General features: G+C 51.3%; 10 protein-coding genes. 6 read left to right on the forward strand and 4 right to left on the reverse strand.

The window, feature by feature from the left end; genetic code table 11:
* Window positions 1–2,829, reverse strand: coding sequence for an excinuclease ABC subunit UvrA (gene uvrA, locus DYH27_RS05385; RefSeq protein WP_025067763.1), 2,829 nt, complete (start codon window positions 2,827–2,829; stop codon window positions 1–3).
* A gap of 81 nt (window positions 2,830–2,910) precedes the next feature.
* Window positions 2,911–3,579: a gliding motility-associated C-terminal domain-containing protein gene (locus DYH27_RS05390; protein ID WP_390893166.1), complete on the reverse strand. Its 669-nt coding sequence runs from the start codon at window positions 3,577–3,579 to the stop codon at window positions 2,911–2,913.
* A 234-nt stretch (window positions 3,580–3,813) separates the two neighbouring features.
* On the opposite strand from DYH27_RS05390, the gene DYH27_RS05395 reads away from it, so the two are divergent.
* From DYH27_RS05395 to DYH27_RS05405, 3 genes are read left to right on the forward strand one after another with little or no spacing between them, the layout of a single operon-like run.
* Window positions 3,814–5,196 carry an amino acid ABC transporter substrate-binding protein gene (locus tag DYH27_RS05395; protein ID WP_025067765.1) on the forward strand — a complete coding sequence of 461 codons (1,383 nt, stop codon included), beginning with the start codon at window positions 3,814–3,816 and terminating at the stop codon, window positions 5,194–5,196.
* A 28-nt stretch (window positions 5,197–5,224) separates the two neighbouring features.
* Entirely contained in the window at window positions 5,225–5,974 is a 750-nt protein-coding gene (locus DYH27_RS05400) for a porin family protein (protein WP_025067766.1), read from the forward strand.
* Window positions 5,975–5,998: 24 nt separating this feature from the next.
* A complete protein-coding gene (locus DYH27_RS05405) occupies window positions 5,999–7,525 on the forward strand; it encodes a peptide MFS transporter (protein ID WP_025067767.1) in 1,527 nt (508 codons plus the stop codon).
* Window positions 7,526–7,876: 351 nt separating this feature from the next.
* Here the strand turns inward: DYH27_RS05405 and DYH27_RS05410 are convergent, their stop codons facing one another.
* Window positions 7,877–8,485, reverse strand: a complete 609-nt coding sequence (locus DYH27_RS05410; RefSeq protein ID WP_025067768.1) for an HU family DNA-binding protein — start codon at window positions 8,483–8,485, stop codon at window positions 7,877–7,879.
* Between the two features lie 440 nt (window positions 8,486–8,925).
* On the opposite strand from DYH27_RS05410, the gene DYH27_RS05415 reads away from it, so the two are divergent.
* From DYH27_RS05415 to DYH27_RS05425, 3 genes are all read left to right on the forward strand, one after another.
* A complete protein-coding gene (locus DYH27_RS05415) occupies window positions 8,926–9,837 on the forward strand; it encodes a glycosyltransferase family protein (RefSeq protein WP_025067769.1) in 912 nt (303 codons plus the stop codon).
* 151 nt (window positions 9,838–9,988) lie between these two features.
* Window positions 9,989–11,026 carry a DHH family phosphoesterase gene (locus tag DYH27_RS05420; RefSeq protein WP_029216484.1) on the forward strand — a complete coding sequence of 346 codons (1,038 nt, stop codon included), beginning with the start codon at window positions 9,989–9,991 and terminating at the stop codon, window positions 11,024–11,026.
* A 199-nt stretch (window positions 11,027–11,225) separates the two neighbouring features.
* Window positions 11,226–11,891 (forward strand): hypothetical protein, encoded by a 666-nt coding sequence (locus DYH27_RS05425; protein WP_025067770.1) that lies wholly within the window; start codon window positions 11,226–11,228, stop codon window positions 11,889–11,891.
* Between the two features lie 69 nt (window positions 11,892–11,960).
* On the opposite strand, the gene DYH27_RS05430 is transcribed toward DYH27_RS05425, so the two are convergent.
* A complete protein-coding gene (locus DYH27_RS05430) occupies window positions 11,961–12,365 on the reverse strand; it encodes a hypothetical protein (RefSeq protein ID WP_025067771.1) in 405 nt (134 codons plus the stop codon).
* Between the last annotated feature and the right edge of the window lie 127 nt (window positions 12,366–12,492).

Genomic DNA, 12,492 nt, shown 5'->3' on the forward strand with positions numbered 1-12,492 from the left:
TTACTTCAGTACCTTGGAAAGGAACCTGGACGTATAGCTCTCCCTGTTCTTCGCTACAGCTTCCGGTGTCCCGCAGGCCAGCAAACGACCGCCGCCGCGTCCGCCCTCGGGTCCCATGTCGATGATGTAGTCGGCAAGTTTGATGACATCAAGGTTGTGCTCGATGATCAGGACGGTGTTGCCACGGTCGACAAGTTTCTCCAAGACACCCATGAGGATTCGGATGTCTTCAAAGTGAAGTCCCGTCGTCGGCTCGTCAAGGATATAAAGCGTCTTGCCCGTGTCCCGTTTGGCAAGTTCGGTAGCCAGTTTGACACGCTGGCTCTCCCCACCGGATAGCGTGGTGGAACTCTGTCCGAGCTTGATATATCCCAACCCGACATCCTGCAGGGCTTTTATCTTCGGCAGAATCTGCGGTACGTTCTCGAAGAACTCCACCGCCATGTTGACCGTCATGTCCAGCACATCGGCAATGGACTTGCCTTTGAAGCGCACCTCGAGCGTCTCACGGTTGTAACGTTTTCCATGACATACCTCGCAAGGTACCATCACGTCGGGCAGGAAATTCATCTCGATGGTCTTGTAGCCATTGCCGCCACAGGCCTCACAGCGTCCACCTTTCACGTTGAAGGAGAACCGGCCGGGCTTGTAGCCACGTATCTTGGCTTCCGGAAGATTGACGAAGAGCTGGCGGATGTCCGAGAATACGCCGGTATAAGTTGCAGGGTTGCTGCGGGGCGTACGGCCGATTGGGCTCTGGTCGACATTCACCACCTTGTCTATATTGTCGATGCCTTCAATCTTCTCGTACGGCATCGGACGTTTGAGCGATCGGTAGAAGTGCTGCGAAAGGATGGGCTGGAGGGTCTCGTTGATCAGCGTGCTCTTCCCAGACCCCGACACACCTGTAATGACAATCAACTCGCCCAAAGGAAATGTTACATCTACATCCTTAAGATTGTTTCCCTTGCAGCCGACGAGGCGGATGGTCTTTCCGTTGCCTTTCCTTCGGCTATCGGGTATCTCAATGGCCCGCTCACCATTCAAGTACTGGGCGGTAAGCGTATGGGTCTTGAGCATATCGGAAGGCTTACCCTGGAACACTACCTCGCCCCCTTTGCGCCCGGCCTTCGGTCCGATGTCCACAATCCAGTCGGCAGCCCGCATCATGTCTTCATCATGCTCTACGACAATCACCGTGTTGCCCATGTCGCGCAGCTCTTTCAACGAGTTGATGAGACGTTCGTTGTCACGCTGATGCAGTCCGATGGACGGTTCGTCAAGGATATAAAGTACGTTGACAAGCTGTGAACCGATCTGCGTGGCAAGTCGGATTCGCTGGCTCTCACCTCCGGAGAGCGTGGCACTCTGACGGTTCAGCGCAAGATAATCAAGCCCGACATCAAGCAGGAAGTCAATACGTTTGCGGATTTCCTTTACTATTTCCACGGCAATCTTACGCTGCTTTTCGTTCATGTGATCCTCCACGTGACCGACCCATTCTTTCAGCTCGGCTATATCCATCTCTGCCAGTTCGGCGATGTTCCGGTTCCATATCCTATACGACAACGCCTCACGGTTCAGACGGTGTCCGTGGCATTCAGGGCACTGTGCCTCGGCTATGAACTGGTCAGCCCACTTCTTTCCGGCCGTGGAGTCGTCATTCTCCATGACCGTACGGAGATACTTGATGATGCCGTCGAAAGAAACGAAGTAGTCGGAAGTGGTATGGACAAGCTCCTTGGCAATCTTCAGTTTCTCCAGCGAACCATATAACACTTCCTCCATTCCTTCCTTAGGAATGTCTCTGACAGGTGTCTTGAGGCTGCAATCGTACTTCTTCAGCAATGCTTCAATCTGCCAGAAAATCATCTGGTTCTTGTATTTCCCTAAAGGAACAATGGCCCCGGCATGGATGCTCTGTGTATCGTCCGGTATCACCTTCTTCAAGTCGATCTCGTCGATGACCCCAAGTCCTTTGCACTGCGGACAGGCACCTTCAGGCGAGTTGAACGAGAATATATTAGGAGCAGGATCCTTATAGGCTATCCCCGTCACAGGATCCATGAGCCGTTTGGAGAAATACTTGGCTTCTCCGCTTTCATGGTCAAGAATCATAATCAGGCCCTCTCCCTGCTTCATCGCTGTCGACACGGTCTTCGCCAGCCGCTCCCGAAGTGTGCCTTCTTCCGTACAACCGAGTTTCATCTTGTCGACAACCACCTCGATGTTGTGGTTCTTGTAACGGTCCACTTTCATGCCGCGTACCAGATCCAGCATCTCTCCATCCACCCGGATGTACAGGTAGCCCTTGCGGCGCATCTGCTCGAAGAGTTCACGATAATGTCCCTTGCGGTTGCGGACGAGCGGGGAGAGGATATAGATCTTTCGGCCCTGATAGTCGGACATGATCATATCAACCACCTTTTCTTCGGTGTACTTCACCATCTTCTCGCCGCTCACGTACGAGTAGGCCTCGCCGGCACGCGCGAACAGCAGACGAAGGTAATCGTATATCTCGGTCGTCGTACCGACGGTAGACCGCGGGTTCTTGTTCGTTGTCTTCTGCTCGATGGAGATGACCGGCGACAGTCCTGTTATCTTGTCTACATCGGGACGCTCCATGTTTCCGAGGAAGTTGCGGGCGTATGCCGAGAAGGTCTCGATGTACCTGCGCTGTCCTTCGGCGAAGATGGTGTCGAAGGCCAACGAGCTTTTCCCCGAACCGGACAGTCCGGTGAAGACGGTAAGTGAATTGCGTGGGATGGTTATGTCTACATTCTTCAGATTATGTACTCTGGCTCCGAAGACTTCTATCTTTTCGTTCATTGCAGGTGGTGGGTGTGGTGGGTGATAGATGGTAAAGGATGGGGATAATGACTGTGGGGGGATGAACGCCTATCACAGCCATCACCTCGTAACCGAATAGCCTCTCAGCAGGTTGACATCCCGCCGGATGCTGAACTCCCTGCCGTCAGCCCCTCTGGCAGTAACATTGACGAAATAAGTGCCCTGGGCTACATCCCGGCCCTTGTACTTTCCGTCCCATCCACCGGCCGGATCATCCCATTCATAGAGCTTCTGCCCCCAACGGTTGAAGATGACGGCCTTGAATTCGACAATGCTTTTATAGCCCGGCTTGGCACGGTACACGTCGTTGATGCCGTCGCCATTGGGTGAAAAGGCATTCGGCATCTGCAGGCTGCTTTCGCTGATGGAAACATTGATGGCATTGTAGCGTGTAGTGTCACCGGCCAGGATTTCATAGAGAACGACACGTGTCGTTCCGGCCTCTGTGAAGGTATATTCCGTATTCTCATCATAGCGGATGAGATAAGCTGTCCGAGGATTATTCTGACTGAAGAAATGCCACTCGTAATTAGTGGCAGGATCATTTTCAGACGGCGGATTGGCCGAAAAAGCTACCGTCAACGGTGCCGAGCCGGCATAGGTCTCTCCTGCCGCCATCGTGTTCGTCTCTCCGTTGGCATCGGTGAATTTGCCTGCAGGCTGGCAGTCCTGTGCCCGGGTCGAGACAGAGAACAACATGGTCAGCATCATGGGGAGCAAACTTGTCATACGTGGCTTCATTCCTGTTATCTCTTTATACATTGCCGTAAATCGTAGAATCATGCAAAATTACATATTTTTTCTCATTCAAACAAGCAAAAGCACAAGCCAGTGACATATATATTATATGGTAGCCTTGTTTTTGTGTTTTTTTTCATTCTACGCCTTTTGGTTACAGATTTCTTTTGTATATTTGCACTGGTAATTTCATTTCGTTACTTTCCAAAATAAAAACATAAGTGCATGAGAACTTATCTGAAATATCTCTTTTTATTATTCGCTATGACATTCAGTTATAGCGTCCTCGCACAGAGTGTCCAGTGGCGCGACCAGCACAAGGTAAAGCGCAAGGAGACCATCTTCGGCATTGCGAAAGAGTATGGCGTTTCCATTCCGCAGCTCCTTGATGCGAATCCCTCCATGAAACAGCCAGGCTATGAGCTGAAGAAAGGCGACCTGATCTTTGTCCCTTTCTCCAAGGAGGGTGACTTCAGGCCTGACGGAACAGTGATGGGGAAAAACGCCAAGACCGCTAAACCGACCAAGCCTGTTGCGCCGGTGCCAGCCAATGCCATCCGCGTAGGTGTCATGCTTCCACTGCACAACCAGGATGGTGACGGCAAGCGGATGGTAGAATATTACCGGGGCCTGCTGCTGGCACTCGACCAGCTGAAGGGCGAGGGTATAACGACTGATGTCCACGCCTGGAATGTGCCGAAAGGAGCCGATATCCGCAGCACGCTGCTCGAACCGAACGCATCCAAGCTGGATATCATCTTCGGGCCGCTTTACTCCGATCAGGTGAAGCCTCTGGCGGACTTCTGCCGTACCAACGGTATCAAGCTCGTCATTCCTTTCTCTATCACAGGCAACGAGGTAGAAACGAATGCGAATGTATTCCAGGTCTACCAGACTGATGCCTCGCTCAACAACAAGGCAATAGCCTCTTTCCTGGAACGTTTCCAGAAGTCGCACCATCCTGTTTTCATCAACTGTAAGGATGCTTCCAGCCAGGTAGGCGACTTCACTTCCAGTCTGAGGAGACAGCTCGAACTGCAGAAGATCAAGTACGACCTGACCAGTACCACCTCTTCCGCCTCCGACTTCGCCAAGCATTTTTCTGCTTCCTGTCCCAACGTTGTAATCGTCAATTCAGAGAAAAGTCCTCAGCTCAATGAGGTGTTCGCCAAACTGGAACAGATGAAGAAGACACGTCCAGGCATCGCTGTCACCCTCTACGGATACAACCAGTGGTTCGTCTATCAGGATTATGACCTGGACCAGTTTTTCAAATACAACACCTATATCCCCTCCACTTATTATTACAACAAGGCGGCTGACAAGACAAAAGAGCTGGAAGCGAAATACACGGAAAAATATGGCGAGCCAATGTCAAAACAATATATACCGCGCATGGCACTTACCGGCTACGACCAGGCAGAGTTCTTCATCCGCGGGCTGAAGGCACATGGGAAGAACTTCAAGGGTACGGCTTCGGAGGTAAAGTACCGCCCGCTGCAGACGCGTTACGACTTTGTGCGCATCGGACAGGGCGGATATATCAACGACCATTTCCAGCTGGTTCACTTCAAGACAGACCAGACCATGGAGAACCTCGTCTACTAAAGGCGTAGGAAAGTCCCCTGTTTGAAAGATGAAATACAAGATTCCAATTCTATTCTTCACCGTCCTGTCTGCACTGCCTATGACCGTCGTGGCGCAGATAGGACAGCATCGCAACGATTTCGCCATCGGTGTGAACGGCGGCGGCATCCTCTCCAACGTGGGTTTCAACCCCAGCGTGACGCAGTCTTTGCATGGCGGCGTGACAGGCGGACTGAGCGTGCGCTATGTCTGTGAGAAGTATTTCAACACCATCTGCTCCATTTACGGTGAGGTGAACTATGCCGCCGTCGGGTGGAAAGAGAAAATACAGACCGGAACGGACCAGCCCGTCATCAATGCCAACGGAGAGGCGGAAGCCTATTCGCGCACTGTCAACTACATCCAGATACCCGTCTTTGCCCATCTGGCATGGGGACGTGAACAAAACGGATTCAATTTCTTCTTCCAGGCCGGCCCGCAGATAGGCCTGTACCTCAGCGAGTCCACGTCCAAGAACTTCGACACGCCGAACCTCGCCACCGACGGTACAGGACGAAGCAATGTCACCGTAGCACAGGAGTCGATGCCGGTAGAGAAGAAGTTTGACTATGGCATCGCTGCCGGACTGGGCATGGAATACAGCAAACACCATATCGGTCATTTCCTGTTCGAAGCCCGGTATTATTACGGACTTGGCAACATCTACGGCAGTTCAAAGAAAGACTACTTCGGCAAGTCCAACTATGGGAACATTGTCGTCAAGGCGACCTATCTCTTCGATCTGACAAAAACAAAGTAATAATTAACCTAAAATTTTATCCTTATGTTTGAGAACCAACCCAAAGCACTGTACGCATTGGCACTTGCCAATACGGGTGAGCGATTCGGCTATTATACCATGATTGCCGTGTTCGCATTGTTCCTGAGAGCGAATTTCGGATTAGCACCGGGAACGGCAGGCTTGATCTACAGCATCTTCTTAGGCCTCGTTTATTTTCTTCCACTGATCGGCGGCATCATGGCCGACAAGTTCGGCTATGGCAAGATGGTAACCATCGGAATCGTAGTCATGTTTGCCGGTTACCTCTTCCTGTCTGTCCCTCTGGGCGGAGGAACAGTAGCGTTCATCGCCATGCTGGCAGCCTTGTTCCTCATCAGTTTCGGAACAGGACTGTTCAAAGGCAACCTGCAGGTGATGGTGGGCAACCTCTACGACACGCCTGAGCTGGCCGGCAAGCGCGATTCGGCCTTTTCCATCTTCTACATGGCAATCAACATCGGTGCTCTCTTTGCACCTACCGCAGCCGTAAGAATCAAGGAATGGGCAGAGACATCTCTCGGCTATGCCGGCAACGACGCCTATCACTTCTCATTTGCCGTAGCCTGTGTCTCGCTGATCGTGTCAATGGCCATCTATTATGCTTTCCGGAGCACCTTCAAGCACGTGGAAGGCGGCGAGCGGAAGAAAGACAAGGGAACGGAAACAGCTGTCGAAGAACTCACGCCCCAGCAGACGAAGGAACGGATAGTAGCCCTTTGCCTCGTCTTCGCTGTCGTCATCTTTTTCTGGATGGCATTCCATCAGAACGGCCTTACACTGACCTATTTTGCAGATGAGTTCGTCAATCCTACTTCATCAGGCATCCAGAGCATGGCATTCGATGTAGTCAACCTGGTCATGATTGTCTTCATGGTCTACAGTCTGATGGCTTTCTTCCAGAGCAAGACACCCAAGGCGAAAGGCATTGCAACTGTCGTGTTCCTCCTTGCACTTGGCGTATTGGTCTATAAGTATAACAATATTTCCGGCACGGTTGATGTCAGCGCACCTATCTTCCAGCAGTTCAACCCGTTCTATGTGGTTGCCCTGACTCCTGTCAGCATGGCCATCTTCGGTTCTCTGGCAGCCAAGGGCAAGGAGCCGTCTGCCCCCCGGAAGATTGCATACGGCATGATTGTCGCAGGCTGTGCCTATTTCCTGATGGTGATGGCATCACAGGGACTGCTCACTCCGACCGAACAGAAAATGGCAAAGGCCGCAGGCGAGACCGTTCCGTACGCTTCCGCCAACTGGCTGATCGGAACTTACCTCATACTGACCTTCGGCGAATTGCTGCTCAGTCCGATGGGCATCAGCTTTGTCAGCAAGGTAGCTCCCCCGAAGTACAAGGGTGCGATGATGGGCGGCTGGTTTGTTGCCACGGCCATCGGCAACCTCCTCGTAAGTGTAGGCGGCTATCTCTGGGGCGGTCTGTCCCTGACGGTTGTCTGGTCGGTATTTATCGTCCTCTGCCTCCTCTCTGCTGCATTCATGTTCCTTATGATGAAACGGCTGGAGAAAGTGGCATAGACACTCTCTGGCAGAAGACGACCAGAAGGCTGTGGCCTTTGCACTGCTGACCGGCAGGCTTCAGAGTCAGTCATTTCATTATCCGAGTAGGAGACAATCACCCATCACAGGGGGTTGTCTCCTACTTCCGTATTTACCGCCTCCTACAAAAAGGGATACCAAAAGACAGCTCCACGACTTGACAACCTCTAACCTGTAAGTTGCAATCCTCCAGAAAACAAGGGAAAGCCCATTTCTCTACTCACAGACGAGTTTTGAAATGGGCTTTCCTTATACTGTAAGACTTTCAAAAGGACATTTGCGTTTTGACACGCCCTCCGCCGTGTCTTTCAGGATCAGCCACTCTGCCGGTCATCCATTGCCATTTCCTTTCACGTACACTTTCCGGTGCCAGGATCCTACGTTGCGGAGCTTGCCCTCCTTCGTCAGCCGGTCAGCAATACGGTAGGAGTAGGCAGAAGAGAGATTGAGCCGGCGACGCAGATCGGCAACGGTGATAACGGGCTTTATGGCGAACAGCTCATCGATGGCGTTGTCAATATCCTGGGCTGTAGGAACAGAGCTCACGCCCTGTTCATAGGTGATGTTGTTGAATTCCGTGGAACGAAGTCTCTCTTTCATTTCAGCATCAGGACGGAACTTCACAGTACGAACTTCGGGATTATGCAGACGGTAATGGTGCGAACGAGGATCCTCGTAGATGTCTCCCTTCACTGCGAGCGAGAAATACCCAAGTCCCGGCAGATGCACCGCATTTCCCGCCATGAGCTGGTGTGCAACCTCGTCATTCAAGGCTCTGACCGCCCCGATCAGGTCCGCATGGGTCAGCGATGTTGAATGCTCTATCTCTTCTCCGATCTGATCCAATTCCACAGTCTGGTTGTCTATGGCTACAGCTCTGTACTCTGCGTTTTTCGGCAGTCTTCCGTATGTCTTCAAAAGTTTGTAGTTGACGGTCATATCATTCTTTATTCAGGTGTTCTGATTCATATTTCACAGCTTGCCGCATCTTCATCTCACATATAAGGTATCTTTTTTTACACGTAAATAAGAAATTTTCATCGTGCAGATAAATCATTCTTCACGCATAGATAAAACACTCTTTACATATAGACAATCTGCTAACTGCGTACAAAGATAAAACAAAAACTTTAGATAAACAAATGAGTCAGCGAGAGAAATACCGCACATTCCCTCCTCTTCCCCCATTTCTCCCATATCCCCACGCTATTATGACCCGATGTGCCTTCGAGGTTCTTTGCAGGCAGTTGTGTCCGGTGCGATGCCAGCAGCTTCAGCCGGGATTGTTTTTTTAGCGTTGCAACATGGCAGAGTCTCCCATCTTTTTGCTACCTTTGCACGCAGAACAATTATACAGATCATCTATTAAAAAGAAAAAAATGAAACCTACATTATTGCTTCTTGCGGCAGGAATGGGAAGCCGCTACGGCGGGCTGAAGCAGCTCGACGAACTGGGACCCAACGGTGAGACCATCATGGACTACTCCATCTATGATGCCATTCAGGCTGGATTCGGCAAGATTGTCTTCGTCATCCGCAAGGATTTCGAGGAGCAGTTCCGCAGCCAGGTGCTGTCAAAGTATGAGGGACATATCCCTGCCGAGCTTGTTTTCCAGAGCATTGATGCACTGCCGGAGGGATTTTCCGTACCGGAAGGGCGCGAGAAGCCATGGGGAACGAACCATGCCGTACTGATGGCGAAAGACGTCATCAAGGAGCCTTTCTGCGTAATCAACTGTGACGATTTCTACAACCGCGACTGCTTCAAGGTAATCGGGAAGTTCCTTGCAGACCTTCCGGAGGGGGCCAGGAACCGCTATGCCATGGTGGGCTTCCGCGTCGGCAACACGCTGAGCGAGAACGGTACTGTCGCACGCGGCATCTGTTCTACCGATACCGAAGGCAACCTGACAACCGTTGTGGAACGTACGGAGATTGAGCGTCGGGAGCGAGCAATCAAGTACAAGGACGAACAGGGTAAGTGGGTAGCTGTCGGCGAGAACACACCGGTCTCCATGAACGTATGGGGATTCACGCCCGACTATTTCGACTACAGCGAGTCTTATTTCAAGGAGTTCCTCTCTGACCCGAAGAACATGGAGAACAGGAAGTCTGAATACTTCATTCCGGTGATGGTGAACAAACTCATCAACGACGGCACAGCTACCGTGAAGGTGCTCGACACGACCAGCAAGTGGTTCGGTGTCACCTACGCTGCCGACCGCCAGGGCGTTGTAGACAAGATCCGGTCGCTTGTCGACGAAGGGGTCTATCCTTCCAAATTGTTCTGACAGAAGAATTCCCTGCCCTGCCCTATCCTGTCCCCTTGTTTTATGGAGGAAAGATGACACAAGGGCAGGGATTCATTTTCCCGCTTCTGTCCAGCATCCTCATCCACCCCTCATCACCGCTTACAAACACCTGTTACCGCTTACAGAAATAATGGAATTAAATTTACTGACTCTCGAAGAGACAGCGACCCTGCGCAACCTTCTTTCCCATGCAACGCACATCGTCATCTGCGCCCACAAGTCGCCGGACGGTGACGCCATCGGTTCGTCACTGGCATGGATGCACTACCTGAAGCAGACCGGCAAGACCGACATCAGGGTCTGCATGCCTGATGCTACCCCCGATTTCCTACATTGGCTGCCAGGACATAATTCCGTTATCCGTTACGACCGGCGTCCCAGAGAGGTGGAGAAGGCTTTCAGAGAAGCCGACCTTGTCTGTTGCCTCGACTTCAACCAGAATTCACGTGTAGATGCCATGCAGGAGGTTCTTGAGAGCAGCAAAGCAGCCCGACTGCTCATCGACCATCATCTGGAGCCCGACACAGGCAATGCTCTGACCATCTCTCACCCGGAGATGTCGAGCACGAGCGAAATCGTCTTCCGGCTGATCAGCCAGCTGGATGGCTATAGGGACATGACAAAGCCATGTGCAGCCTGCATTTATTGCGGCATGATGACCGACACGGGTGGATTCACCTACAATTCCTCACGTCCCGAGATATTCTACATCATCGGCCAGCTGCTGGCAAAAGGAGTCGACAAAGACGAGATTTACAACCGGGTATTCCACAATTATTCCCCCAACGCACTCCGTCTTCGCGCCCACATCATACTCAACAAGATGAAGGTCATAGAGGAACTGCACGCCTCCTACTACACGGTAACGAAAGAAGAGATGACACAGTTCCACTTCATCAAAGGCGATATGGAAGGGCTTGTGAACGTCCCGCAGCAGATCAAAGGTCTCAAGCTGAGCATATCCCTGCGTGAGGATACGGAGAAGCCCAGCCTCGTACTGGTCAGCCTCCGCTCCTGCAACGGTTTCCACTGCCAGCCCATGGCGGCAAGGTTTTTCAACGGTGGCGGACATGCTGATGCGTCAGGCGGAAAACTGCACTGCACCATCGAAGAAGCAGAACAGATTGCCATCAGGGCAATACTTTATTACAAGGATGAACTACAGTAAATCTTCCCTTTCCCTCCATGGCTGTCATTGTCAGTCTCCATCCGATGTCGCCACACTGCCCCACTATCTCCGGACACACTCCCTCTCCCCGGCCTGAGGACGCTTTTTATCATCACCGGGGACACTAAAAAGTCCTGTATTTTCTTGGCAGAACAGCGAAAAGTCCGTAACTTTGGCGAAAACAATAAAAACGAAGCCCATGATTACGCAAGACAACTTCAACCAGGAGTACGCTGATCCTATAGAAGAGCAGCAGATCCGCCATTTTGTGTGCATAGAGATGGGACGGCAGATACATCGATATATCAAGGCCATGCACGGCAGCAAACAGCAGATGCTGCGCTTTGAAGAGCATCTGAAAGACCTGCCACTGCGCGAAAAGGAAACTGCCATAGCCCGGTACATCGACCTCAACCGGAAAGCCATCAAGGGACTGGACATGAAGATTGTCTTGGCCCGGGCGATGGCCAATTACTCCGATACCTTCGATTACCTTGTCACGCTGGTAAACGACAAGCGGAAGATGGTCAGATACCTGAATCTCATCCGTGAGATTTACATCCAGTATCATGAGGTGATCGAGCGCAAAGGGAAATTCGGCATTCTTGACCACAGAGGGCGTACACTTGTCGAGCCCAAGTATGATTTCCTACGCACCTGCTATGTCTACGTCGATGACCTGCGTACAATGCCGGTCATTGCACAGTTGGACGGAAAACTCGGTCTGATTCTTCCCGACGGAAGAGATACGGTCGTCGCACCTTTCGACTACGACAGTATTTCATTGAGAGACGACCCGCCTTACTTTGAGGCAAGGATAGGAAAGAGAAAAGTCCTGCTGACCACAGACGGGAGAGAACAATGAGACTGCCACACAAGCAAAAGGGCTGTATCCGTTTTCCACAGATACAGCCCTACATATATTGAAGCCTGTTCAGATTTTCTTCAACAAAGCCGACAGTCCCTCGAGCTGACTCTGCCACATACTGATTTTGCTGTTGACCTTCTCAACATCCAGATCCTGGTTCAGTTCCGGAGAATCACGTTCCTGCTTCAACAGACTGATGTACTGATTTACCAGTGCCATCTTCGCCTGCACTGTCTTCTTCTTCGGATAGCCACGCTTGTCAACTTCGCGCTGATACTGTTCTGACACCTCATTGATCTTACGACCGCATTCCTCATACTGACCCAGCCACTGCTGGAAAGCCGCACTGACCTTCTTATTCTCTACCTGTGTCGTCTTGGCAGAATCACCAATCTGCTCGTATGTGCTCTGTGCCATACCCGCCATAGGGCATACCAGCAAAGCCATGACCAATAATTCCTTAACTCTCATAACTTTGTTCTTTAAAATAAATGTCGGCTACAAATATAAACCAAATATCAGAAAGAACCAAAAGTTTTTTGTAATTTTGCATTTTACCATTGCTCCTTTAAAACTCTTTTAAGAGTCGATAAGAAAT

The sequence above is a fragment of the Prevotella denticola genome, assembly GCF_900454835.1.
GTDB classification, from domain to species: Bacteria; Bacteroidota; Bacteroidia; order Bacteroidales; family Bacteroidaceae; genus Prevotella; species Prevotella denticola.

Coding starts and splice junctions, on each gene's coding strand:
- DYH27_RS05395 (WP_025067765.1), top strand. CDS start 3,814: ATGAGAACTTATCTGAAATATCTCTTTTTATTATTCGCTATGACATTC.
- DYH27_RS05415 (WP_025067769.1), top strand. CDS start 8,926: ATGAAACCTACATTATTGCTTCTTGCGGCAGGAATGGGAAGCCGCTAC.
- DYH27_RS05425 (WP_025067770.1), top strand. CDS start 11,226: ATGATTACGCAAGACAACTTCAACCAGGAGTACGCTGATCCTATAGAA.
- DYH27_RS05420 (WP_029216484.1), top strand. CDS start 9,989: ATGGAATTAAATTTACTGACTCTCGAAGAGACAGCGACCCTGCGCAAC.
- DYH27_RS05390 (WP_390893166.1), bottom strand. CDS start 3,579: ATGACAAGTTTGCTCCCCATGATGCTGACCATGTTGTTCTCTGTCTCG.
- DYH27_RS05410 (WP_025067768.1), bottom strand. CDS start 8,485: ATGACCGTCAACTACAAACTTTTGAAGACATACGGAAGACTGCCGAAA.
- DYH27_RS05405 (WP_025067767.1), top strand. CDS start 5,999: ATGTTTGAGAACCAACCCAAAGCACTGTACGCATTGGCACTTGCCAAT.
- uvrA (WP_025067763.1), bottom strand. CDS start 2,829: ATGAACGAAAAGATAGAAGTCTTCGGAGCCAGAGTACATAATCTGAAG.
- DYH27_RS05400 (WP_025067766.1), top strand. CDS start 5,225: ATGAAATACAAGATTCCAATTCTATTCTTCACCGTCCTGTCTGCACTG.
- DYH27_RS05430 (WP_025067771.1), bottom strand. CDS start 12,365: ATGAGAGTTAAGGAATTATTGGTCATGGCTTTGCTGGTATGCCCTATG.